This window comes from Variovorax sp. LG9.2 (assembly GCF_035018885.1).
GTDB lineage: Bacteria > Pseudomonadota > Gammaproteobacteria > Burkholderiales > Burkholderiaceae_C > Variovorax.
Genome location: NZ_JASJXB010000002.1, coordinates 1 through 24,304 on the forward strand (window position 1 = coordinate 1; position 24,304 = coordinate 24,304).

22 protein-coding genes and 1 pseudogene are annotated in these 24,304 nt (G+C 64.5%); 14 read left to right on the plus strand and 9 right to left on the minus strand.

The annotated features are described in order from the left end of the window. Positions 1–76 precede the first annotated feature (76 nt). A pseudogene (locus QN413_RS02070) lies at positions 77–778 on the minus strand (LysR family transcriptional regulator); the annotation flags it as partial. A 208-nt stretch (positions 779–986) separates the two neighbouring features. On the opposite strand from QN413_RS02070, the gene QN413_RS02075 reads away from it, so the two are divergent. From QN413_RS02075 to QN413_RS02095, 5 genes are all read left to right on the plus strand, one after another. After that, a complete protein-coding gene (locus QN413_RS02075; RefSeq protein ID WP_416352118.1) occupies positions 987–1,874 on the plus strand; it encodes an alpha/beta hydrolase in 888 nt (295 codons plus the stop codon). Positions 1,875–2,005: 131 nt separating this feature from the next. After that, positions 2,006–3,274, plus strand: a complete 1,269-nt coding sequence (locus tag QN413_RS02080; RefSeq protein WP_323495020.1) for an efflux RND transporter periplasmic adaptor subunit — start codon at positions 2,006–2,008, stop codon at positions 3,272–3,274. 22 nt (positions 3,275–3,296) lie between these two features. Further along, positions 3,297–6,554, plus strand: coding sequence for an efflux RND transporter permease subunit (locus tag QN413_RS02085; RefSeq protein WP_323495021.1), 3,258 nt, complete (start codon positions 3,297–3,299; stop codon positions 6,552–6,554). Positions 6,555–6,588: 34 nt separating this feature from the next. Continuing rightward, the gene (locus tag QN413_RS02090) at positions 6,589–8,052 is read left to right on the plus strand and encodes an efflux transporter outer membrane subunit (RefSeq protein WP_323495022.1); all 1,464 of its coding nucleotides are present in this window, start codon (positions 6,589–6,591) and stop codon (positions 8,050–8,052) included. Between the two features lie 75 nt (positions 8,053–8,127). Then, positions 8,128–8,931: a class I SAM-dependent methyltransferase gene (locus QN413_RS02095; protein WP_323495023.1), complete on the plus strand. Its 804-nt coding sequence runs from the start codon at positions 8,128–8,130 to the stop codon at positions 8,929–8,931. Between the two features lie 12 nt (positions 8,932–8,943). Here QN413_RS02095 and QN413_RS02100 read toward each other — a convergent pair whose 3' ends face one another. From QN413_RS02100 to QN413_RS02115, 4 genes are all read right to left on the minus strand, one after another. Next, positions 8,944–9,555 carry a hydrolase gene (locus QN413_RS02100; RefSeq protein WP_323495024.1) on the minus strand — a complete coding sequence of 204 codons (612 nt, stop codon included), beginning with the start codon at positions 9,553–9,555 and terminating at the stop codon, positions 8,944–8,946. Positions 9,556–9,603: 48 nt separating this feature from the next. Next, positions 9,604–10,521: an alpha/beta hydrolase gene (locus tag QN413_RS02105; protein ID WP_323495025.1), complete on the minus strand. Its 918-nt coding sequence runs from the start codon at positions 10,519–10,521 to the stop codon at positions 9,604–9,606. Between the two features lie 173 nt (positions 10,522–10,694). Beyond that, positions 10,695–11,315 carry a response regulator transcription factor gene (locus QN413_RS02110; protein ID WP_323495026.1) on the minus strand — a complete coding sequence of 207 codons (621 nt, stop codon included), beginning with the start codon at positions 11,313–11,315 and terminating at the stop codon, positions 10,695–10,697. After that, positions 11,312–13,300, minus strand: a complete 1,989-nt coding sequence (locus tag QN413_RS02115) for a PAS domain-containing protein (protein WP_323495027.1) — start codon at positions 13,298–13,300, stop codon at positions 11,312–11,314. The genes QN413_RS02110 and QN413_RS02115 overlap by 4 nt, the downstream gene beginning before the upstream one ends. Before the next feature lie 326 nt (positions 13,301–13,626). On the opposite strand from QN413_RS02115, the gene QN413_RS02120 reads away from it, so the two are divergent. From QN413_RS02120 to QN413_RS02145, 6 genes are all read left to right on the plus strand, one after another. After that, complete coding sequence (locus QN413_RS02120) at positions 13,627–13,959, plus strand: hypothetical protein (RefSeq protein WP_416352119.1); 333 nt, start codon at positions 13,627–13,629, stop codon at positions 13,957–13,959. A 110-nt stretch (positions 13,960–14,069) separates the two neighbouring features. Beyond that, on the plus strand, positions 14,070–15,335 hold the full coding sequence (locus QN413_RS02125) for a hypothetical protein (protein ID WP_323495028.1): 1,266 nt from the start codon (positions 14,070–14,072) through the stop codon (positions 15,333–15,335). A 97-nt stretch (positions 15,336–15,432) separates the two neighbouring features. Continuing rightward, on the plus strand, positions 15,433–16,890 hold the full coding sequence (locus QN413_RS02130; protein ID WP_323495029.1) for a cobyric acid synthase: 1,458 nt from the start codon (positions 15,433–15,435) through the stop codon (positions 16,888–16,890). Between the two features lie 31 nt (positions 16,891–16,921). Then, positions 16,922–17,959: a nicotinate-nucleotide--dimethylbenzimidazole phosphoribosyltransferase gene (cobT, locus tag QN413_RS02135; protein ID WP_323495030.1), complete on the plus strand. Its 1,038-nt coding sequence runs from the start codon at positions 16,922–16,924 to the stop codon at positions 17,957–17,959. Beyond that, entirely contained in the window at positions 17,956–18,795 is an 840-nt protein-coding gene (locus tag QN413_RS02140; RefSeq protein ID WP_323495031.1) for an adenosylcobinamide-GDP ribazoletransferase, read from the plus strand. The genes cobT and QN413_RS02140 overlap by 4 nt, the downstream gene beginning before the upstream one ends. 14 nt (positions 18,796–18,809) lie before the next feature. Further along, positions 18,810–19,373 (plus strand): histidine phosphatase family protein, encoded by a 564-nt coding sequence (locus tag QN413_RS02145; RefSeq protein WP_323495032.1) that lies wholly within the window; start codon positions 18,810–18,812, stop codon positions 19,371–19,373. Positions 19,374–19,409: 36 nt separating this feature from the next. On the opposite strand, the gene nth is transcribed toward QN413_RS02145, so the two are convergent. From nth to QN413_RS02160, 3 genes are read right to left on the minus strand one after another with little or no spacing between them, the layout of a single operon-like run. Further along, positions 19,410–20,054: an endonuclease III gene (gene nth, locus QN413_RS02150; protein WP_323495033.1), complete on the minus strand. Its 645-nt coding sequence runs from the start codon at positions 20,052–20,054 to the stop codon at positions 19,410–19,412. Between the two features lie 38 nt (positions 20,055–20,092). After that, positions 20,093–21,478 carry a type II toxin-antitoxin system HipA family toxin gene (locus QN413_RS02155; RefSeq protein ID WP_323495035.1) on the minus strand — a complete coding sequence of 462 codons (1,386 nt, stop codon included), beginning with the start codon at positions 21,476–21,478 and terminating at the stop codon, positions 20,093–20,095. Continuing rightward, a complete protein-coding gene (locus QN413_RS02160; RefSeq protein WP_187052229.1) occupies positions 21,472–21,732 on the minus strand; it encodes a helix-turn-helix domain-containing protein in 261 nt (86 codons plus the stop codon). The genes QN413_RS02155 and QN413_RS02160 overlap by 7 nt, the downstream gene beginning before the upstream one ends. Before the next feature lie 130 nt (positions 21,733–21,862). Here QN413_RS02160 and QN413_RS02165 point away from each other — a divergent pair, with 130 nt between their 5' ends. After that, positions 21,863–23,050, plus strand: coding sequence for a PLP-dependent aminotransferase family protein (locus QN413_RS02165; protein ID WP_323495036.1), 1,188 nt, complete (start codon positions 21,863–21,865; stop codon positions 23,048–23,050). A gap of 3 nt (positions 23,051–23,053) precedes the next feature. Here QN413_RS02165 and QN413_RS02170 read toward each other — a convergent pair whose 3' ends face one another. Then, on the minus strand, positions 23,054–23,281 hold the full coding sequence (locus tag QN413_RS02170) for a hypothetical protein (protein WP_187052227.1): 228 nt from the start codon (positions 23,279–23,281) through the stop codon (positions 23,054–23,056). An 88-nt stretch (positions 23,282–23,369) separates the two neighbouring features. On the opposite strand from QN413_RS02170, the gene QN413_RS02175 reads away from it, so the two are divergent. Both QN413_RS02175 and QN413_RS02180 read left to right on the plus strand, forming a co-directional pair. Then, on the plus strand, positions 23,370–23,708 hold the full coding sequence (locus tag QN413_RS02175) for a DUF6172 family protein (protein WP_323495037.1): 339 nt from the start codon (positions 23,370–23,372) through the stop codon (positions 23,706–23,708). 31 nt (positions 23,709–23,739) lie between these two features. Continuing rightward, positions 23,740–24,282 (plus strand): DNA starvation/stationary phase protection protein, encoded by a 543-nt coding sequence (locus QN413_RS02180; protein WP_323495038.1) that lies wholly within the window; start codon positions 23,740–23,742, stop codon positions 24,280–24,282. Positions 24,283–24,304: the final 22 nt, after the last annotated feature.

Genomic DNA, 24,304 nt, shown 5'->3' on the forward strand with positions numbered 1-24,304 from the left:
TATCGAAAATCGAGCGCTAAGTCGTTGTTTATATTGGAGTCGAAGCACCCAGCCAGCGATTAACTGTCGAACTCGGGAGCACCGCGCCGAGGTGCGCGTTGCCTTCGTTGACCGACACGCGGTACGGTCCGGTGAGCTCGACCAGCTCGTCGCCCTTCTGGAACTCGTGCGGGTACAGGCGGCGCGTGCTGCCCGAGAAAAAGCCGACCAGCAGGTGCCGCTTTTCTATGTCGTTCGGGTGCGTCGGCGTTCCGTAGCGCTTGATGTAGGCCGGTGATGCGACGGTGACCCAGGCCAGGTTGCCGATGCGGCGCGCGACCAGCGACTGGTCGGTCAGCTCGCCGCCTCGAATGACGCAATCGACGTTGTCGCTGATGAGGTCGACCGGGCGGTCGCTGACGCCCAGGTCCACCTGAATGTCCGGATACCGATCGAGAAACCCCTGCAGCGCCGGAAGGATGATGAGCCGCGCCACAGAGGTGCCGACGTCGATGCGCAGCCGCCCGGTCGGATTGGCCTGCGCGTTGGTCATGCTGGCTTCGATGTCGTCGAAGTCGTTGAGCAGGCGCGCGGCGCGTTCGAAGTACGCAGCCCCGTCGGGCGTGACAGTGACGCGGCGCGTGGTGCGGTTCAGCAGCTTCACGCGCAGGTGCGCCTCCAACCCCTGGATCTGTTTGGTGACCGTGCCTTTGGGCAGGCCGAGGGAATCTGCGGCACGGGTGAACGTGCCGGCTTCTACAACGCGAACGAAAACCCGCATTGCCTGGATCTGGTCCATAGAGGTGCTCCTGGCAGCGCGCGGCATGGCTTGCCGGCGAACTGAATTCTCACATGTGGATTTGCACTGATTGTTCTTCTAATGGAAACAGAGTGAGGATCAAGAGGCCCTTTTTTGATACGCCCGGCGACTTATATTCAATCCATCGCTGGTTTCCTCCACTGACTCCGCAACTCCCACCTTCAGGTCCACCATGTCACCCCGTTCAATGTCCAAGTCTGCTGACGCCGCCGCTGCTGCCGTGACAGCGAACGCCGTCGACGTGGCCGACATCACGATCGCGTTGCCCGGCCGTGAGCCGGTGCAGGCCCGGACCTACGGCCTGAAGCAACGCGGTGTGACCTCTCCGCTGGTGCTGCACTTTCATGGCGGCACCTTCACCTGCGGCGGCCTCGACAGCGGGCGCATGGTCGCCGGGCTGCTGCAAGACGCGGGTGCGGTCGTCGTGTCGCTCGCGTATCCCTTGGCACCCAAGTTCCCGTTCCCCGAGCCGATCGAAGTCGCCTACGCGGTGCTCGAATGGCTGTACGGCCAGCGCGTCAAGCTGGCGGGCAAGGGCGCACCCGTGTTCCTGGCCGGTGAAGAAGCCGGCGGCAACCTGGCCGCCGCCGTGGCATTGATCGCACGTGACCGCGGCCATCCGCCGCTGGCAGGGCAAATCCTGCTGTCGCCGATGCTCGACCCGTGTGCCGGTACCGCATCGCTGCGTGAAACCACCGGTGACGCGACGCAGTGCAAGTGGGCTGCAGGCTGGCAGCAATTTCTGAGCAGCCCAAAAGATGCGGTGCATCCGTATGCGGTTCCTAGCGCATCGATGCGGCTCGGCCAGATCGCGCCGACGCTGGTGCTGGTCGGCGACGACGATCCGATGCGCGACGAGGCGCTGACCTTTGCGCGGCGTCTCCGCGAAGCTGGCAACCCGGTCACTAGCAGCGTACTGCCCTCGGCGACCAACTGGCCCGATGCGTTGTCGGACCCGGCGGCTGGGGAGTGCGTTTGCAGCGTCACCGTGAAGCAGCACTTTCGCGAGTTTTTCAGTGCTTCAGCGCCGCACTTGAACGAGCCTGCCAAGCCGCAGGCCTCTAAGACCGGCTGACGCCGGTTCCCACTTCCCGCTTTTTTCGGTAACCGGCAACCCCGGTCGCCGATCCGCTTCCCGGGTCCAGAGCACCGGGTGGCTACGCCTTTTCCAAAATTTTCCGAAGTCATCACGAGGACGAATTCATCATGTCTAAAACCGAACTTTCTTCGCTGGCCCGCAAGGGTCTCTGGCCGACCGTCACCGGCCTGACCGCATTGCTCGCCATCGCCGCGGCGGCATTGGGTTTGCCGTATCTCAAGGCCGAGGCCGGCAACCTGCCGGTGGCCGTCGTGCCGCAGGGCATTCCGGTGTCGGTCGCTGCCGTGACCGAAAGCGACGTGGCTGGCTGGAACGAGTTCTCGGGCCGGCTCGAAGCGGTCGAACGCGTCGATGTGCGCTCGCGTGTCGCGGGTGCCGTGCAAGCCTCGCACTTCCGTGAAGGTGCGCTGGTGAAGGCGGGCGATCTGCTCATCACCATCGACCCCGCGCCGTATGCAGCCGACGTCGAGCGTGCGGCGGCGCAAGTCGCAGCGGCGCAGGCCCGCGTATCGCAGGCGGCCAGCGAGCAGGCCCGCGCCAAACGCCTGTGGGACGAACAAGCCATCGCGCAACGTGAGTTCGAAGAGCGTGCCAACACCCGCAATGAAGCCGATGCCAACCTGCGCGCGGCGCAAGCCTCGCTGCAGACCGCCAAGCTGAGCCTGGGCTACACGCAAGTGCGCGCGCCGGTGTCGGGCCGCATCGGCAAGCTCGAAGTGACCGTCGGAAATCTGGTGGCCGCCGGCCCTGGTGCGCCGGTGCTCACCACGCTGGTGTCGGTCAGCCCGATCTATGCAAGCTTCGACGCCGACGAAGGAGTGATCGTGCGCGCGCTCAAAGACGTCGCTACCGCTGGCAGCAGCGCGCGCGGGTCGATCGAGAAAATTCCGGTGGAGATGGGCACGGCGGCCAGCGACGGCACGCCGTGGCTCGGCAAGCTGCAACTCATCGACAACCAGGTCGATGCCAAGAGCGGCACGGTGCGCGTGCGCGCTGCCTTCGACAACGCCGACGGCGCGTTGATGCCGGGCCAGTTCGCCCGCATCCGCATGGGCCAGGCGCGCACCGACAAGGCGATGCTGGTGAGCGAGCGCGCTATCGGCACCGACCAGAGCAAGAAGTTCGTGATGGTGATCGGTGCCGACAACAAAGCCGAGTACCGCGAGGTGACGCTGGGTGCATCGAGCAACGGCTTGCGCATCGTGAGCAAGGGGCTGAAGCCCGGTGAGCGCGTGGTCGTCAATGGCCTGCAGCACATCCGCCCCGGCGCGTTGGTCACGCCGCAGGTGGTGACGATGGACGCCAAGAACGAGGTGCCTTCGCAGGCCAAGCCGGAGCCCGAGCACGAACGTCTAGCGCAGGCTGAAAAGTCCTGAGCCAGGACGGAGGAGAAGCATCATGAATCTATCGAAATTCTTTATCGATCGACCCATCTTCGCTGGCGTTCTGTCGGTGTTGATGGTCATCGCCGGGCTGATCGCGCTGCGCGGTCTGCCCATCTCCGAATACCCTGAAGTCGCGCCACCGTCGGTGGTGGTGCGCGCACAGTATCCAGGTGCCAATCCGAAGGTGATTGCTGAAACCGTGGCCACGCCGCTCGAGGAATCGATCAACGGCGTCGAAGGCATGCTCTACATGGGCAGCCAGGCGACAACCGATGGCGTGATGACGCTGACGGTCACCTTCAAGCTCGGCACCGACCCGGACAAGGCACAGCAACTGGTGCAGAACCGCGTCTCGCAAGCCGAGCCGCGCCTGCCTGAAGAAGTGCGCCGACTCGGCATCACCACGATCAAGAGTGCGCCCGACCTGACGATGGTGGTCCACCTCGTCTCGCCCAACAACCGCTACGACATCAACTACTTGCGCAACTACGCGGTGCTGAACGTCAAAGACCGGCTGGCCCGCATCGACGGCGTCGGCCAGGTACAAATCTTCGGTGGTGGGGAGTACTCCATGCGCGTCTGGCTCGACCCGCAGAAGGTGGCGCAGCGCAACCTGTCGGCCAGCGACGTGGTGGCCGCCATCCGCAGCCAGAACATCCAGGCCGCAGCCGGTGTGGTCGGCGCATCGCCGGGGCTTTCGGGCGTCGACATGCAGTTGTCGATCAACGCACAAGGCCGCTTGCAAAGCGAAGAAGAGTTCGGCGACATCATCGTGAAGAGCGGTGCCGATGGCGCCGTGACCCGCCTGCGCGACATCGGTCGCCTTGAAATGGGCGCCGCCGACTACTCGCTGCGTTCTCTGCTCAACAACGACGCCGCGGTCGGCATGGGCGTGTTCCAGGCGCCGGGTTCCAACGCGCTCGACATCTCGTCCAACGTGCGCAAGACGATGGACGATATCGCCAAGGCGATGCCCGAAGGTGTCGAGTACCGCATTGCCTACGACCCGACGCAGTTTGTGCGGGCCTCGATCGAATCGGTCATCCACACGTTGCTCGAAGCCATCGCGCTGGTGGTGCTGGTGGTGATCCTGTTCCTGCAGACCTGGCGTGCATCGATCATCCCGTTGCTGGCGGTGCCGGTGTCGGTCATCGGCACCTTCGCCGTGCTGCATGTGCTGGGCTTCTCGATCAACGCGCTGAGCCTTTTCGGGCTGGTGCTGGCGATCGGCATCGTGGTCGACGACGCCATCGTGGTGGTGGAAAACGTCGAGCGAAACATCGAGGCAGGACTGAGTCCGCGCGAGGCGACGTACAAGGCGATGCGCGAAGTGTCGGGGCCCATCATCGCCATCGCGCTGGTGCTGGTCGCGGTGTTCGTGCCGCTGGCTTTCATCAGCGGCTTGACGGGCCAGTTCTATCGCCAGTTCGCGGTGACCATCGCGATCTCGACGGTGATTTCCGCCATCAATTCGCTGACGCTGTCGCCGGCCCTCGCGGCCCTGCTGCTGCGCGGCCACGACCAGCCGAAGGACGCGCTGACGCGCGGCATGGACCGCTACCTCGGCTGGTTGTTCCGCGGCTTCAACAAGCTGTTCCACCGTGGCTCCGAGGCTTACAGCGGTGGCGTCAAAGGCGTGATCTCACGTAAGACGATCATGCTGGTGATCTACCTCGCGCTGATCGGCGTGACCTTCGGCCTGTTCAAGGCGGTGCCGAGCGGTTTCGTGCCGGCGCAAGACAAGCAGTACCTGATCGGTTTCGCGCAACTGCCAGACGGGGCCACGCTCGATCGCACCGAAGACGTGATCCATCGCATGGGCGACATCGTCAAGAAGAATCCGAACGTGGAAGACGCGATCGCGTTCCCGGGCCTGTCGATCAACGGTTTCACCAACAGCTCGAACTCGGGTGTGGTGTTCGTCACGCTGAAGCCTTTCGACCAACGCAAGCGCGTCGATCAGAGCGGCGGCGCGGTCGCGGGCCAGCTCAACCAGCAGTTCGCCGGCATCCAGGACGCCTTCATCGTGATGTTCCCGCCGCCGCCGGTGGCAGGTCTTGGCACCACGGGCGGCTTCAAGATGCAGATCGAAGACCGTGCCTCGCTCGGCTACGACGAAATGGACAAGGCCGTGAAGGCGTTCATGGGCAAGGCCTCGCAAGCACCTGAACTGGCCGGCATGTTCACCAGCTGGCAGGTCAATGTGCCGCAGCTCTACGCGGACATCGACCGCACCAAGGCTCGCCAGCTCGGCGTGCCGGTGACGGACATCTTCGACACCATGCAGATCTACCTCGGCAGCCTGTACGCGAACGACTTCAACAAGTTTGGCCGTACTTACAGCGTGCGGGTGCAGGCCGACGCGCCGTACCGCGCGCGTGCCGAAGACGTGGGTCTGTTGAAGGTGCGCTCCAACTCGGGCGAGATGGTGCCGTTGTCGGCGTTGATGAAGGTCAACTCGAGCTTCGGGCCCGAGCGCGCCATGCGCTACAACGGCTACCTTGCTGCCGACGTCAACGGCGGACCGGCGCCCGGCTATTCGTCGGGCCAGGCGCAAGACACCGTCGCGCGCATCGCGGCCGAGACGCTGCCCAAGGGCATCAGCTTCGAGTGGACCGAGCTGACGTACCAGGAGATCCTGGCCGGCAACTCTGCGTTCCTCGTGTTCCCGCTGTCGATCCTGCTGGTGTTCCTGGTGCTCGCCGCGCAATACGAAAGCCTGACGCTGCCGATCGCGATCATCCTGATCGTGCCGATGGGCCTGCTCGCCGCGATGACGGGCGTCTGGATATCGGGGGGTGACAACAACGTCTTCACGCAGATCGGGCTGATCGTGCTGGTCGGGTTGAGCGCCAAGAACGCCATCCTGATAGTGGAGTTCGCACGCGAGCTTGAGTTTGCAGGGCGCACTCCGATCCAGGCCGCCATCGAGGCCAGCCGGCTGCGGTTGCGCCCGATTCTGATGACGTCGCTGGCCTTCGTCATGGGTGTGCTGCCGCTGGTTCTGTCGACCGGCGCCGGCTCCGAAATGCGCAAGGCGATGGGCGTGGCGGTGTTCGCCGGAATGATCGGCGTGACGGCTTTCGGCCTGTTCCTGACGCCTGTCTTCTACGTGGTGCTGCGCCGGCTGGCGGGCAACAGGCCGTTGACGCAGCACGGCGAAGGAACGATGTCGCCGTCGCCTTCACCTTCACAGGCACCGCCCGCAGTGCTTGGTGGTGGAGGCAGCCTGCATGCGCAGCCTGCTGCGCCGCATCGGTCGCACGAATAAGGGCCGCGTTACTGCGACCAGAAGGAGATTCATCATGACAAGCAATTTCTCGTATTTCGCTCGCCCGCTGCGCACCGCGCTACTGCCACTCGTGGCTGCATTGGTGCTCGCGGGCTGCGCGTCGACCGGTGAAGTGTCGACCGGCATCACGACGCCGGTGCAGTTCAAGGAACAGACCGCCAAGGGCGCCGCTGCGGTGACAACCAACGCAGCGCCTGCGCAGCCCGCCGGCAACTGGTGGGTCGCGTTCAATGACCCGGTGCTCGACGAGCTCGTCGAGCGGGCCGCCGTCAACAACACCAGCGTGCAGCAAGCGGCTGCGCGGCTCGGTGAGGCACGCGCACTGGCACGCACCGTCGATGCTGACCGATCGGTGCAGGTCGGCCTGGGTGCCGGTGCGAGCCGACAAGCCGGCATCGATCGCAACCTGAGCAACAAGCCTTCCACGCTGTTGAATGCCGGCGCCAGCGTGTCGTATGAAGTCGATCTGTTCGGCAAGCTGTCGGGTGCCAGCAATGCGGCGTCGCTCGATGCGCAATCGCGCGAGTCGTTGTTGCAAAGCGCTCGCTTGCTGGTGCAAGCCGAGACGGCGCAGACCTATCTGTCGGTGCGCGCACTCGATGCCGAACGTGCTCTGGTGCGCGAGCAGGTCGATGCCTATGCCGACACGCTGCGACTCACCGAGCGGCGATTCAATGCCGGTGACCTGGCCGAGCTCGACGTCGCCCGCGTGCAGACCGAAGTGGCAGCGACCGAGTCCGACGCGCTGACGCTCGACCGCCAACGCGCGTTGCTCGAACACGCGCTGGCGGTGCTGACCGGCGACGTCGCCTCCAACTTCGCCATGAACAGTGGCGAGTGGTCGACAGCGTTGCCGGCGATCCCAGCCGGCTTGCCGTCGACCGTGCTCGAACGGCGCCCAGACATCGCGGCGGCGCAACGCAGCATGGAAGCCGCACAGGCTCGCCTCGGCGTCGCCAAGACTGCATGGTTCCCGACCATCGCGCTGACCAGCGGTGGCGGCTATGCCTCTTCTGATTTGAGCGATCTCTTCAAGTGGTCGGCACGCTCGTGGGGCATCGGCGCGTTGCTGTCGTTGCCGCTGCTCGACGGCGGTCGCCGCGAGGCCGGCGTGCAGGGCGCGTCGGCGCAACTCGACGGTGCACTGGCGAGCTACCGCGAGCAGGTGCTCGTGGCCTTTCGCGAGGTCGAAGACCAGCTCGCGTCGCTGCGCCTGTTGCAGGAGCAATCGAACGTGCAGGCGAGGGCGGTCGCTTCGTCGCGCCGCGCGACGGTGCTGTCCGACTCGCGCTACCGCAATGGCTACGTGAGCCAGCTCGACCTGCTCGACGCGCGGCGCAGCGAGTTGCGCAATCGGCGGCTCGCGCTGCAAGTGAAGGCGGCGCAGTACCAGGCGACGGTGGGGCTGATCAAGGCGTTGGGTGGGGGGTGGGATGTACCGGCGGTGGTGGCCTCAAGCGTGACCGTGAAAGGATAGGCATAGGCCTTTTCGGGTCTTGCCTTCACCGTTGCAAGGCATACAGTCTTTCCGACGGATTACACGGAGGACCGCATGGACCACGACCCTTTTGCCGAACTCAAAAAACGCCAGCGAGAGATGTGGGCGTCGTTCGGGCCAACCGCGACCAGCACCACGCCGGTGGCAGCGCACCTCGTCAAATTCGCCGCCATCGCCCCGGGCGAGGATTTGCTGGATGTCGCCACCGGCACCGGTGTTGCAGCCATCACCGCGGCACGCGCGGGTGCGCGCGTCAAGGCGCTCGACCTGACGCCTGAACTGCTCGCACAGGCGCATGAAAACGCACGCATCGCTGGCCACGAAGAGATCGAATGGACCGAGGGGGACGCGGAGCAGTTGCCCTATGCGGACGCAAGCTTCGATGTCGTGCTGAGCCAGTTCGGCCACATGTTCGCGCCACGGCCCGAGGTCGCTATCGCCGAGATGCGTCGCGTGCTGAAGCCTGGCGGCCGCATCGCCTTCGCGACCTGGCCGCCGGAGCACATGGTGGGCCGCATGTTCGCGTTCGTCGGACGCAATTCGCCGCCGCAGCCCTCGGGTTCAGCGCCGCCGTCGCAATGGGGCAATCTGGCGGTGATCGCCGAGCGCCTCGGTGCTCGCTTCGATGCGCCTTTCTTCGAGCGAGGCGTCATGGCGTATCCGGCACTCAGCCTGTCGCACTACCGGCTGTCGATGGAGCGCACGATCGGGCCGTTGCAGAAGCTGATCGAGCGGCTTGTGAGCGAGACGGAGAAGCTCGCCGCCCTGCGTAGTGAGTTCGATGCCATGGCAGAGCCGTACTACGACGAAAACATCGTGCATCAAGACTACGTGTTGACGCGGGCTCGCGCGATCTAGCGGAAAAGTCGGTCAGTGTCCTTCGACTGCGAACACGATGTCGGCGAACCCCGGCACGGTCGCTTCCCGATTCCAGTCGCGCTGTAGTTCGCAGCTGAGCTGGACCCAACTCGTCGGCTGTGCCCCCGCCTGTAGCAGGCGCTGAAGCCCGGCACGGTGCGCCTCTTCCGATGTGCCTCCCACCGCGTCCACGACCGGGTAGACCTCGAATCCTGCTTTCATCGCGTCGAGCGCCGGAAACACAAGGCAGACCTCGGTCCACAGCGCCACCATGATGAGCTTCTTGCGTCCGGTCGCCTTGACCGCGGCAACGAACTCTTCGTCTTCCCACGCATTGATCGATGTGCGGTCGATCGCCCGAACATCGCCCAGCACTTCCATGATCTGATGAATCGTCGGTTGGTTACGGCCAGTCTCTACGTTGACCGTCGACAACACGATTGGCAGGCCATACAGCTTGGCGGTACGCGCCACCGCGGTGACGTTGGCGACGAGCATGCTGCGATCCATCGAGGTGATGGAGCCGACCTGCACCGGCTGGAAGTCGATGATCACGAGTGCAGCGTTTTGCGGTGTCAGCATCTGGTCTGTCAACGGGTCGCGGATTGTCTTAGGAGAGGTCATGGATAAATCCTGGTGGTTGGGTTGCGTTTGGAAGGGGTGAGATCCGGGTTATTGAAGAAAGCCGAGGATCGCAGCAACGGTTGCCTCGGGCTGCTCCTCCATCAGCCAATGCCCGGAAGCCGGGATGACGACGCCCTGCACGTTGGTCGCGGCAAAGCGGACCACGCTCGCCATCGTCGTGCCGAATGATTTTTCGCCGCCGATGGCAAGCACCGGCATGGTCAGCGGACCTTTGGCGAGGTACACCTTGTTGTCGATCGCGTCCTGGTCGAAGGCGTGGAACTGCTCGAACCCGGAGTGCATCGCGCCCGGCCGGGCATAGAGCTTTGCGTAATGGCGTCTCGAAGCTTCATCGAACTTCTTCGGGTCGGCGGAGAAGTCGTTCCAGAACCGGTCCAGATAGATGCGCTCGCGGCCTTTGACCAACCGCTCCATGTCGGGACCGCCGAAGCGGAAATGCCAGAGCAGCGGGTTCTTCAGGATCTCGTCCCACGGCCCGATGCCCGGGACAGGTGCGTCCATCAGTACCAGCCGGGTCACACGCTCGGGATGCTCGGCCACGAAGGCATAGGCCACCATGTTGCCGATGTCATGACCGACCACGTCCACCTTGCCCACCTTGAGTGCGTCGAGCACGCCCGCAATGTCCTGCCCCTGCGTCTTCTTGTCGTAGCCGCCGGGCGGATGGTCCGACAGGCCCATGCCGCGCAGGTCGGGCACGATCACCGTGTGGTCGCGCACCAGTCGCGCCGCCAGCGGCTCCCACATGTCGCCGGTTTCACCATAGCCGTGGAGCAGCACGACTGCGGGGCCGGTACCGCCTGTCCGCACATGCAGCGTGGCACCGTTGGTGGTGATGCGTTGGTTGTGGAAGCTCGCCGGAAAGGGTTTGACGTCAGCCTTTGCATGAGAGACCAGCACGGTCGCGGCGAAGGCAAAGGCGAAGAGAAAGAAGACTTTGCGCATGTGGATTTCCTTCGGGGGTTGTCGGCCCCTGCAACGGGAGACCGGTGCAGGAAGTCTCCGTCGCACATGGCCTGGGCGCCAGACACGCACGAATGGATTTCAATCCCGTCCGCGGGACTGCAGCGGTCTCCATCGAAAGAACGAGAGGCGATGGACGCCAGCGCGCGACGTCGTCAGATTTCGACGATGCCCCTGCGACCGGCGGTGGCGACTGCCTCGGTACGGCTCAACACGTTGAGCTTCGCGAAGATGCCGCGCATGTGCGACTTCACGGTCGTCTCGGAGATGGACAAGGCGGAGCCGATCTCCTTGTTGCTCTTGCCGCGCGCGAGCATGGTCAACACATCCAGCTCGCGCCGTGTAAGGGGCTCGTCGCTGAGCCCCGCGGCGAGCTTGGCGACCAGCGCGGGAGGAATGCAGGTTTCGCCCGCGTGCACACGACGGATGAAACTCAGCAAGTCCTCGCGTGGAGCATCCTTCAACAGGTAGCCCCTGGCACCGGCCTTGATGGCGCGAGAGATCTCGTTGTCGGTATCGAATGTGGTCAGCACCAGAATGCGCGCATTCGCGTCGCCACGGCGTATCTCGTCGATGGCGCCCACCCCGTCGAGGTGAGGCATTCGCAAGTCGAGCAGCGTGACATCGGGCCGGTGCTCGCGCCACAGCTGGACGGCGGTCTCGCCGTTCGCAGCTTCGGCGACGACGGTCATGTCGGCCTGTCGGCCGATGATCGCCGCCAGGCCTTCACGCACAGTCACATGGTCATCGGCGATGAGGACCCGGATCGTGTTCATCGGGAGCCCTGCGGTTTGGAATCCAGTGGCACCGAGATCGAATAGTGAGTGCCTTGTCCGAGGCGACTCTTGAGCGAAAGCCGGCCCCGCATGGTTGCCACACGCTCGTGAACGCCCAAGAGGCCGAAGCCGTCGAATTTGCCGTCAGGATCGAAGCCGCAGCCGTTGTCACGCAGATCGAGTTGGACTTCGGACGACTTGAAGGCAATGCGGGCATTGAAGTCGCTCGCGTGTGAATGCCGCAGTACGTTGGTGAGCACCTCCTTGACGGCGCGCAGCAAGTTGTCTTCCCATTCGGAAGGCAGCTTGGCCGGCGTTCCTTCCAGTGCGAAAGCTGCGTTCACCGTCGTGCCGGCAGTCATCTTGCGGATCAGTGCTTCGAGCGCGTCGCACAGATTCCCGTCGTCGAGCTCGATCGGGCGCAGCGCGCGCACCGATCGGCGGGCCTCGGTGAGGCTCTCGCGAGCCATGCCGCTCGCCCGGGCGATGTGCGTGTCGGTCTCCACCATCAGACCGCGGGCCTGTGCATCGGCCGCCGCTTCCAGCTGAACGATGACGCCGGTCAGGCCCTGTGCCAGCGTATCGTGGATGTCCCGCGCCATCCTGTTGCGCTCTGCGATCACCGCGGCCTCGCGGCTTTGTGCCGACAGCTTCGTCAGTTGCATGGACAGCATCGCCTGGTTGACCAGCGCCTGCGCCAGTTCGATCTCCTGTGCCCCGAAGCTGCGCCGGCTGGTGAACCGGATGCCCACCGCGCCGTCGACCCGACTTCCGATCGACATGGGGATCACCAGGATCGTGACCACGCCGAGCTCGATGAGCCGCGCTCGCCAGGGGAAGTCGCGCAGTTCACGGATGTCTTCCATGATCCCCGGGCTGCCGGTACGAAGCACTGCAGACCAGGGCATTGCGTCGTCGGCGGGCAGCGTCAGGCTGGCGGTTGTCAGTGAAGGATCGGAAGACGTGAAGAGCCTGCCCTTTTCGTAGGAAGATTCAAAACGCACCTGCCCGTCAGGCTCGTTCTTGCGCCATACGCCGCAGCTGTGTGCGCCCAATTGCATGGTGATCGTGGACAGCACGTGTTCCAGCAGCCGCTCCGGATCAGCCTCCGTTGCCAGCGCCTCGATCGTCGTTGTCAGCGCGTCGACCTGGCCGCGTGCGAGTCGCTCCGACGCTGCGAGCGCCTCTTCCGACCGCTTGCGGTCGGTGATGTCCATCACCACGCCGAGCATCCGCGCAGCGCGCCCATCGGCCGTCGTGCGATAGATGTTGCCCTTGGCGACGAGCCAGTGGATGCTGCCGTCTGCCCAGACCACGCGGAATTCCGCACTCCAGTCGCGTAGCGCCGCCACAGCCTCGCGCATGGTGCTCTCCACGCTCTCGCGATCCTGTTCGTGGACGTGCTTGAAAAACGTGTCTGCGCCCCATTCGATATCTGGCACCGGTTGGGTATAGCCGAAACAACGATCGTGCCGCAGGGACCGTCGCGATGTGTTGCGAACAAGGTCCAGGTCCCAATCCCCTACCTGTCCCGACTCCAGCGAGAACTCGAGTGCAGCCTTGGTCTGCTCGATCAGCACGCGATGTGTGATGTCGACCAGCATCGTGCGCGTGTAGAGCCCATTCGGCGCGGGCCGGGAAGACCATTCGACCCATATCGGACGACCGTCGTCCTTGCGTCTGAGTTCCAGCACGATGCCCGAAACCTGCCCGCCTTCGCGGATGGATGCGAACGCGTTGTCCAGTTCCTGCTGGCTCTCAAGCGTGTCAGCGATCAGTGATCTTCCGTAGGTGCTCGTCACTTCCGCGGGCTCGACGCCAAGCAACGATCTGGCCGCGCGATTGGCGCGGATAAAGCGCGAGTCCATCGCCTCATGCACATACGGAATGGGAGCCTCCTCGAACAGGTCCGTGAAGTCATCGTGCCCGTCCTCAAGGCGGACGGATGTTGCTGTGCCTTTCGTCGAAATGGGTCGGAGGTTCATGGTTCGAGAGCGAGCAGCTCCAAGGGTCGATTCGTCGAATGATGTCCTCATGCGCGGTCCGTGTCACATGGAGGCCGCATTAATCGACGTGTCTAGTTCGTACGAAGGAGAGCCGATTCGTTCGGTCTGACGGTGCGCTGCGGCGACCCGATGCTGCGGTCGCACTGCACTTGCGTCGTGACCGCTGACGTCGTGACCTTGCAATCTGCTTTCAATGTTCGTCGCCTTTTACGAAATAGATTTCTTCGCACGTCAACAGGCCATTTTCGATCGACGTTGTAAGCGCATGAGACCGCTCGGTTTCATGCAACCTTTCAGGACTTCCAATGTTCAATCGCACTACGTTCGCCTTCGCTGTGGTCGCCTTAGGCGCCGCCACCTTCACTGTCGGCGCGATGGCAGAGACACCGTGGCAGCACGCACACCCGCGCCGTACCGAAGTCAACGCGCGCCTGAATCACCAGGACCGGCGCATCCACAACGAAGTGAAAAGTGGCGAGATCAGCAAGGGCCAAGCAGCCACGCTGCACAAAGAAGATCGGCAGATTCGCCGCGAAGAACATGCCATGGCGCGGCAGGATGGCGGCCACATCACGAAGCTGGACCAACGTGCCTTGAACCAGCAAGAGAACGGCGTCAGCGCCCAGATCGGCAAGTGAGTCGAGAGGTGCCCGGCGGACCGGGCACCCGACCTCAAAGGCGCGTCCTTCCATGACGTAGCCCTTTGGCTTCCACGGCCCAACCGCTGCTTTCCGAGTGCCACGTTCTCATGAAAAAAAACATCGTCTCGCCGTCCATCTGTGTGGCTGCCATGTGCCTCGCGACCCTGGTCGCCGGCTGCGTCGCGCCGCCTGCGCCACCGCCGCGCTACGTCGTCGTTCGGCCGCCGCCGGTCTACATGAGTCCGCTTCCACCGGCTGCAGTGGCCTATCCGTCGCCTGTGGTGACGCCGGTGATCAGCGTCTACATCGACCCTCCGATGGTGCAGCCGGAACCGATCGCCGTCAGCTGGGCGCCGCCGGCAATGCTGGTCGAAGTGCCCCCGCTGTCGCCGTTTCCGCTGGCGGTGTGGACCGGCGGTTACTGGGATTGGCACGACCGTTGGGTCTGGTCTGCCGGGCGCTGGATGGCACCGCCGCAATTGGGCTATGGCTGGGTCCAGCCGTACTACGAGCATCGCGACAACGCGGTCCTGTTTGTTTCCGGCTATTGGTCGGCCCCAGGATTGCGGTTCGTGCCGCCGCCGCTCGGGATTTCGATTGCCTTCGCCGCTCTCGGGGTGGGCGTCGTCGCGGGGCTACCTCCAATCGGTCCGCAGGGCGTGTTCGTGCCGCCACCGCCCGGTTCGAGGCCGGGCCTCATCGTGCCCGCGCCCATCGGTACGCCGCCCGCCGTGGTGACGAGCGCACCGCCGGTCACCAACGTCGGCATGCGGATTCAAAACACGACGATCAACAACAACAACGTCACCAATAACGTGACAAACAACGTGACGAACACGACCAACGTGACGAACGTTGCCAACACACGCAATTACATGGTGACGGCGCCGGCCGCTGCCACTGCAAGCGGAAAACCGTTTGAAGCGGCAGTGCCGGCGGCTGCGCATCTCGCGGCTGCACTGCCGCCGGTGATGCGCCTCGAAGCGCCGGTTCCGGTGAGCACGAAACCGGTTGCCGCCTTCATGTCCGGCCGGACACCTGTCGCCTTGCCGGCAGCGCAGGTGGTTCGGCCTGCACCTGCCATCGGCACACCATCGGCACCGTCGGTAGCATCCTTGCAGCGGCCGGAACCGGAGCATCGGCAGGCGGCTGCGAGTCCAGCGGCGTTGCCGGAGGCTCAACGTATGTCGCGCGTCAGCGACGAGCGGATCGAAGCCGCCAAGCAGACCAATGTCCAGCAGGCAGCCCAGCATGCGCAGCGCCCGCCCGAGCGGTTTGCCGGACACGCGCAACCGCCCCAAAGGCAAGCCGTCCGGCCATCGCCAGGAAGCCATCCAGGCGAGCGGCCGAAGCCGGAACACAAGAAAGAGTGAGCCGCAAGGCGCGCTCGGTGCGGGCACCGCAGCGCGCCACAATCGAGGGCATGAACGCCTCGATGTACGCCTCGTCATTCACTTGGTTTCCGCACCCGTGACCGCACGCTGCGTCATGGTGCTCGGCACCACCAGCGGTGCCGGCAAGAGCTGGCTCGCCACCGCGTTGTGCCGCTGGTATGCGCGGCAAGGGCTCAAGGTCGCGCCGTTCAAGGCGCAGAACATGAGCAACAACGCTCGCGTCGTGGGCGCCACGGCCGGCAACCAAGGCGGCGAAATCGGCAGCGCGCAATACTTTCAGGCACTGGCCGCCCGCGCGATGCCCGAGGTTCGCATGAACCCCTTGCTGCTCAAGCCCGAGCGCGACACGCACAGCCAGGTCGTGCTGATGGGGCAGGTGAGCGAAGCGCTGTCGGCCTTGCCGTGGCGCGGCCGTAGCGAGCGCGTGTGGCCGACCATCGTGCAGGCGCTCGACGCACTGCGTGCCGAAAACGACGTGGTCGTGATCGAAGGCGCCGGCTCGCCAGCCGAGATCAACCTGATGGCATCGGACATCGTCAACCTGCGCGTGGCGCGCCACGCGAACGCGCGCTGCCTGCTGGTGACGGACATCGATCGCGGCGGCGCTTTCGCTCATCTGTACGGCACCTGGGCGTTGCTGCCGGAGGCGGACCGGGCATTGCTGAGCGGCTTCGTGCTGAACAAATTTCGCGGCGATGCGTTGTTGCTTTCGCCAGCGCCGGAGCAGCTGCAGGAACTGACGGGTGTACCGACCGTGGCGACGTTGCCGATGTGGTGGTCGCATGGCTTGCCGGAAGAAGATGGCGTGTTCGATACGGCGGAGTTCGGCGCAGGCAAGACGGTTGCGGTTGTCGCTTACCCACGCATCAGCAACCTCGACGAATTCCAGCCGCTGAAGAACGTGCCGGGCATTCGACTGCGGTGGGCACGCACGCCCAGCCAACTGGCCGACGCCGACTGGATCGTGCTGCCGGGTTCGAAGCACACGAGCGGCGACCTGGCCTGGCTGCGTGCACAGGGGCTCGACCGCGCGATCGCCGCGCATGCAGCGCGTGGTGGTGCCGTGCTCGGAATCTGCGGCGGCCTGCAGATGCTCGGTGAGGCGTTGATCGACACGCATGGCATCGACGGCAACGCAGCTGGCCTGGGCTTGCTGCCGCTGGTCACTGTGTTCGATCCCGACAAGACGGTGCGGCATCGGGATGCGTGTTTTGGTGCGGTCGGTGGGGCGTGGGCCGCGCTGTCGGGCGTGGCGATGCACGGCTACGAGATTCACCACGGCCGTACTGCCGAGCACAGCGCCATGGCGGCAGCCGGCGACCACGCATTGCCGGTGATGAACGACGGCTTGGCGTGGCAGAACGGCGCGGGCAATGTGCTGGGTATCTACCTGCACGGCATGTTCGAAGACCCGGCCGTGCTGCATGCGCTGTTCGGTGCGACAGTGCCGACGCTGGACTCGGTGTTCGATGGACTGGCCGACTACATCGACACGCATTTCGATGCGGGCGTCCTGCGCTCGCTGATCGACTGATTCAATACAAAACAAAACAAAACGAACTCGAATGAACATCCCGCACATTGCCGACTTGCATGACGCCGCACTCACTGCACGCCTGCAGCACCTCATCGACAACAAGACCAAGCCCGTCGGCGCGCTAGGCCAACTGGAAGCGCTGGCCATTCGCCTGGGCACCATCCTCGGCAGTGAGTCGCCGACGTTGCAGCATCCACAACTGCTGGTCTGCGCCGGTGACCACGGGCTGGCGGCACGCGGCGTGTCGGCCTATCCGAGCGACGTTACCTGGCAGATGGTGCAGAACTTTCTGGGCGGCGGCGCGGCGGTGAGCGTGCTCGCGCGCCAGCACGGACTGGCGCTGACGGTGGTCGATTGCGGCGTACGGCACGACTTCACTCCGATGCCGGGCCTGGTCGTTCGCAAGATCGCCGCGGGCACCGCCGACGCTTCGATCGGCCCGGCGATGGCACCGTCGCAATGCGCAGACGCCATCGCCAACGGCCGCGACGTGGTGCGCGCGTTGCCCGGCAACGCGCTGCTGCTCGGCGAAATGGGCATCGGCAACACTTCCGCTGCGTCGATGTTGCTGTCACGGCTGGCCGGCCTGTCACTCGACGATTGCGTCGGCATCGGAACGGGACTCGATGCGGCAGGGCTGGCGCGCAAACGCAGCGTACTCGCAGAGGTGATGGCGTTGCATCGCGATGCTGTCGCGCCACTGGATGCGCTCGCTGCGTTCGGTGGATTCGAGGTTGCCACGCTGGTCGGTGCCGTGCTGCAGGCAGCCGAAGAGCGCCGTGTGATCGTCGTCGACGGCTTCATCACCGGTGCCGCGGTGCTGATCGCATATGCGTTGCAGCCGCATGTCGTTCAGCGTTGCGTTGCTGCGCACGTGTCCGCCGAACCTGGTCATGCACTGCTGCTTGCACACCTGGGACTGCAGCCGCTGCTGCGACTCGATCTGCGCCTGGGTGAAGGCTCGGGCGCCGCGTTGGCTTGGCCGTTGCTCGAATCGGCAACGCGCATCCTGCGCGAGATGGCGAGCTTCGAGGCGGCGGGTGTGTCGCGGCAAGACGGCGCATGAACGGCATACGCCACTACCTGCTGGCGCTTCAGTTCTTCACGCGCGTGCCGGTCACCGGTCGGCTGGCGCAATGGGTCGGCTTCAGCCCGCAAATGCTGCGTGCCAGCGCCGCGCATTTCCCCGGTGTCGGCTGGATCGTCGGCGCGCTGGGTGCGGCGGTTTTCTTCGTGGTCGAGCGTGGCTTGCCGGGCGCTGGCGGAGCCTGGGTCGCGGCAGTGCTGAGCACCATCGCCACCGTGTTGCTGACGGGCGCGTTTCATGAGGACGGGCTGGCCGACGTAGCAGATGGACTCGGCGGTTCGGCCGATCGATCGCGTGCGCTGGAGATCATGAAGGACTCACGCATCGGCGCCTTCGGTGCCATCGCTTTGGTGCTGGCGCTGGGGCTCAAGTTTGCGTTGCTGGCGATGCTGGCCGGTGGCGTTGGCGCTGCCGGTGGTGATGAACGGGGCGCATCCGTCGCGCTGAGCGCGATCGTCGTCGCGCATGTGCTGTCACGACTGGCGCCGTTATTTCTGATTCGCTGGATGCCTTACGTCGGCGACAGCGGTGCGAGCAAGTCCAAGCCGCTGGCGGATGCGATTGCCAACGGTGCGTTGGGGGTTGGCATTTTGTGGGCGGTGCCGGCGGTGGCGCTGCTTGCGTGGGTGCAGGGCGGATCGGCAACGGTCGCGGCGCTGGCGACATGCATCGTTGCGGCCGCGGTCATGGCACGTTTGTTCTGGCGTCGCCTGCAAGGTTTTACCGGCGATGGACTCGGCGCCACGCAGCAGGTCTGCGAACTGGCAATCTATCTGGCTCTGGCGTTCGCGATGACACCGGCCGCGCTGCGCTGAAGCCGAGGAAGGCGATGAAGCTCTGGATGGTCCGACACGCGCCGGTTATTGCCGAGGCCGGCCTTTGCTATGGCGCGACCGACCTCGCTGCACATCACGACGGCACGCTGGCCGCTGCAGTTGCCGCATCTGTCGCCATCGGCACGCGGCTTCTCGATGGCATGGCGTTTGTCAGCTCGCCGTTGCAGCGTTGTGCGGCGTTGGCAAAAGAAGTCGCCGTGCTGCGCACCGATCTGCCGCTGTGCCGCTACGACCCCAACCTGGCCGAGATGGATTTCGGCGTATGGGAAGGCAGCCCGTGGCAAGAGGTAGCGCGCCCCGAGTTCGATGCATGGATGGCCGACTTCGCCGATGGGCGCGCCGGTAGTACCGGGGAGAGCACGCGCCTCTTCATGCAGCGCGTGGGTATTGCATGGGACACGTGGCTTGCCTCGGGCAACGACGCACTTTGGGTGACGCATGCAGGCGTGATGCGGGCCGTGACGCTGTTGCAGCGCGGTGTGCGCGTGCCGGTCACCGCAGCCGATTGGCCAGCGCATCCGATCGCTTTCGGCGAGTGCGTGACGATTGAAGTCTGAGCGCAGCGGTGCTCATTCGCTGCCTGCGCCAACCGCTCAATTCTTGGGCGCTGGCGTCTTCGGTTTGTAGTCGCACATCGTGTGCACCGCGCACTCCCAGCACTTGGGTTTGCGCGCCACGCAGATATAGCGTCCATGCAATATCAGCCAGTGATGCGCGTGCAGTCGAAACGCCATCGGCACGCGCTTCTCCAGCTTGAGCTCGACCGCGAGCGGCGTCTTGCCGGGGGCCAGGCCCGTGCGGTTGCCGATACGAAAGATGTGCGTGTCGACCGCGATCGTCGGCTCGCCGAACGCCACGTTGAGCACCACGTTGGCAGTCTTGCGCCCGACGCCGGGCAACGCTTCGAGCTCGGCGCGCGTCCTCGGCACCTCGCTGCCATGCAGTTCGATCAGCATGCGACATGTCTCGATCAGATGCTTCGCCTTGCTGCGGTACAGCCCGATGGTCTTGATGTAACTCTCGAGTCCTTCGACACCCAGGTCGAAGATCGCCTGCGGTGTGTTGGCCACCGGATAGAGCTTGCGCGTGGCCTTGTTCACGCCCACATCGGTCGCTTGCGCCGAGAGCAAAACGGCCGCCAGCAGCTCGAAAGGCGTGGTGTATTCCAGCTCGGTTTCGGGATTCGGATTGGCCGCCTGCAGCGTCGCGAAGAAGGGGACGATGTCGTCTTTTTTCATGATGTAAGGTCGGTTCTTCGGCTTGGCTGGCGGCGGATTCAATCGGCTTCGGTCAGGCGCTTTGCGGTGTTGCGCACACCCTCGAAGATCGTGCGCGCTACATGCTCCGGAACGCCGGACGGCAGCTGGGTTTCGACTGCATCGAGCGCCCCCGGCAACTGCGCGAGGAGTTCATCGCAGAGGGCGTGTGCATCGCCGAGACCCGCGAGTTTGGCGACGCCGTCCCAGTGGCGTGCGCGCAGATCCTGCAATGCCCAGTGCGAGCTCTTGCTGCGCAGCGCCATCGCCAGCTTGGCCTTTTGAAAGGCAAGCTGGTTGGCGCCGCTGCCAATGACAGGCCAGGCCGACAGCACGTCGTAGAACGGCGTAAGCCGGTAGCCGCCGCCACGCTCCAGAAAGATCGAGAAGTTCTTGGCATGGCCGTCGGTTGCTGCAAGCAGCCAGAACACCATCTGCGCCTTGACGAACGCGAGCTTGTCGGCCGTGGCGTTGCTGCTGGCATCGAGGACGCGCAGGAGGTCGCGCATGCCGGGGCCGCCGTCGGTCTCGTACTTCTGCGAGCCCGGCACGCCGAGTGCCTGGCAGAAATCTTCCTGCGGCAAACGGGCGATCCATTCCGGATCGCGGTGGTCGCTGTCGTCGCCGCGAGCACTGCCGGCGTTCTGCAGCGCGCGGTCGAAGCGTTGCACCACGAGCACCTTGCGCTCGCCGAAGGTCGCGATGTCGCAATGCGCCGTCGGCAGCCCGAAGGCCGTCATGATGCGGGAGCAGAGCCATTCGTTTTCGATGGACTCCTTCATGTCGGCCTGCATGTTGCCGACGAGGCCGAGTGGCAGTTTGAAAATGTGGGTTGTCGGTGTGGCGCTCAGCGGGCGAAACCACTGACCTTCGCGTTGCAGCAAGGCCGTCTTTTCCTGGGCGCCGGCGATCGAAATGCGGAAGTCCTCGTCGTCGCGCTGGCCGAGCACGCGGCCCGTCGACAGCGACGCGTTGATGGCGCGTTCGACGCCCGCATCATCCAGGGCCTCGGCTTCGATCCGGTCGAAGCCGGTGGGCAGCACGCCGGGCGGCAGCAGCTGCACGGCGCCGACGCACTCGCGGCCGATGGCTGTCAGCAGGTCGAACGCGTCGGTGCTCGGCGTCGCGAACTTGCGTTGCAGGCGCGTGCGAATCGCGTCGCTGTCGGGCAGAAGGTTGTCGAAATAGTTCTGCACCACCGGCCCGCGCTGCGGCGCATTACCGGGCGTCATCGGCAGCGACAGCGAAAGTCGGCGTGCCGCGGGCGAAGCGGTCCATTCGTCGGCGTACTGAAAACGGTGCTCGCCTTCGCGAACCGTCCATTCACCGACCGTCTGACCATTGATCCAGACCGTCAGCGGGTGCGGGTGCCGGGGGCCGCGGCCTCGTTTGGAACGGTTCACCATGATGTGTCTCCCTTGTCGGTGATCGGCGCTTCGGCAGACGGCAATGCTTCCAGCACCAGACGATGACCCATGAGTGCGACCAGTCGCGAGATCTGGTCGAAGCTCGTGACACCGGGTGCCGCTTCGATCCGGGCCACGCGTTTCTGGTTCACGCCCAACTGTTCGCCGAGCTCGGCTTGGGTGAGGTGACGGGACTGGCGCAATGCCTTCAGCACGGCGCTGAGTTGCTGGCTGGTTTCGAGTGGATACCGCATTCGGCTTACTACCTTAAAGTGGTGAATGGAATTTACTACTCAAAAATAGTAAAGTCAACAAACTATCTTGGACTGGTAATGCGCCGCGGCCTTCTTGGTTCGACAATGGCGGTCAGAAAGTGAAAACACCATGCAATTCGCCTCCCGCCTCGACAACGTCGAAACCTCCGCCATTCGCGAACTCTTCAAGCTGCTCGGCACACCCGGCATCATCAGCTTTGCCGGTGGCTTTCCGGACAGCGCCATGTTCGACGTCGAGGGCCTGAAAGAAGCCAGCGCCAGGGCCTTGAACGAAGAGGCGTCCGGCGCCCTGCAATACGGTGCCACCGAAGGCTACGAGCCTCTGCGCACGCAATTGAGCGCCTTCATGAAGAGCAAAGGCGTCGATGTCGATCCGAGCGGCCTGATCGTGACGACCGGCAGCCAGCAGGCGCTCGATCTGCTCGGCAAGACGATGATCTCGCCTGGCGACAAGGTCATCGTCGAAGGGCCGACATTCCTCGCGACCATTCAGTGCTTCCGCCTGTATGGCGCGCAGCTCATCAGCGCACCGATCGACGCGCACGGCGTGAAGACCGACGAGCTCGAGGCGCTCATCGCCGAGCACAAGCCGAAGTTCGTCTACCTGATTCCGACCTTCGGCAATCCGAGCGGCGCGCTGCTGAGCCTGGAGCGTCGGAAGAAAGTGCTCGAGCTGGCGGTCAAATACCAGACGCTGGTGGTCGAAGACGACCCGTACGGCGACCTGTATTTCAACGAGCCGCCGCCGCCGTCGATCATGGCGTTGAGCAAAGACGTGCCCGGCAGCCGCGAGCTGCTTGCGCACTGCGGCAGCATGAGCAAAGTGCTGAGCCCGGGCCTGCGCATCGGCTGGATGATCGCGCCGGCTGAACTGCTGGCCAAAGCCACCATGTGCAAGCAGTTCAGCGATGCGCACACCAGCACCTTCGCGCAGGCGACAGCCGGCCAGTACCTGAAGAGCGGCCGTATGCCGGCAACGCTGGACAACGTGCGCAAGGTCTACGGCGAGCGTGCCAAGGCGATGGCTGCAGCGCTGGAACGTGCACTGGGCGATGCCATTGCCTTCGAGCAGCCGGACGGCGGGCTGTTTTTCTGGGCCCGACTCACGGGCGCGAACGGCAGGTCGTCGGATGCGGCTGCGTTCGCTAAACGGGCCATCGAACAGCGCGTGGCCTTCGTGCCCGGCGCGCCGTTCTATGCCGAGAAGCCCGACATGGCGACCTTGCGCCTGAGCTTCGCGACGGCCAACGTCGAGAAGATCGAAGAAGGCATCGCGCGGCTGGGCAAGGCGCTCTGAAAGTTACGGCGAGCGGTGCAGCCGCGGCGCCCCGAGCGCCACGAGGTTGTCCGCGATGGCAGCGTCGACATTGGGCCAGCGGCCCGACAGACGCGACAGCGTCATGATCGTTTGCAGCGCCTTCAGATCCTTGACGCTGGGTGCTACCTTGATCTGCGCGATCGCCGCGCCTGCGTTGCCGCCGTTGATGAGCGACATCACCTTGCTTGCCCAATCGTTTGCCCGTGCCATGAAATTTCCCTGATGCGCGTTGAGTGCCGAATGTAGCCGCGGTCTGCAGTCATTGTCATTGGCGCGGGGGCGCACGGTACGATGACCCATGAAAAAGACTTTCCAGCTGCGCCCCGAAGGCAAGCACCCCGACCGCGTTCTCGAGGCGATCAAGCATGAGGTCCGCAAATACATCAAGCGGGAGCGTCGGCGTCCGATGCAGGCAGACACTGATTTTCTCGACTTCGATTGCAAGTTCGGCACGACCGCTGAAACGGCCGAAGCGGTGCACCTGTCGGCGTTGACCGCACTGATGGACGGCGTTGCCAAAGAAGCCGGCCCGCAGTTCTACGTCGAGATCCTCGGCAAGCCGGGTCATCGCACGGCCAAACCAGCATCGGGCACACCCGCACTTGAGGGGAATGCGCTGCCCGAGGCAAAGGCTTAAAGTTCATTTTCCTCAAACGAAAGGGCTCACCATGGCAAAACCCTCCGCCAGCAAAACTGCTGACCTCAAGACACGTCGCAAGGCTCCGCTCGCGACGCCGAGCGACCTGGCAGCCGAGGCCACGGTCGATATCGCGGCGGCGCTCAACGGCGTTCTGGCCGATGTGTTCGCGCTTTATCTGAAGACCAAGAATTTCCACTGGCACATGAGCGGCCCGCACTTTCGCGACTATCACTTGCTGCTCGACGAACAGGGCGACCAGCTGTACGCCATGACCGACCCGATCGCCGAGCGAATCCGGAAGACTGGCGGAACGACCCTGCGTTCCATCGGCCACATCGCGCGCATGCAGCGCATCAGCGACAACGACAGCGACTATGTCGATCCGCTCGACATGCTGTCTGAGCTGCGCGAAGACAATGCCACGCTGGCGGCCCGCCTGCGCGAAGCCCATAACGTGACCGACGAGCATCGCGACATCGCGTCGTCGAGCCTGCTCGAAAACTGGATCGACGAAACCGAGCGGCGCACCTGGTTCCTGTTCGAATCCAGCCGGCGCGGTACGCCGGCCTGATCCGTCGACGCATTAGCGTCGT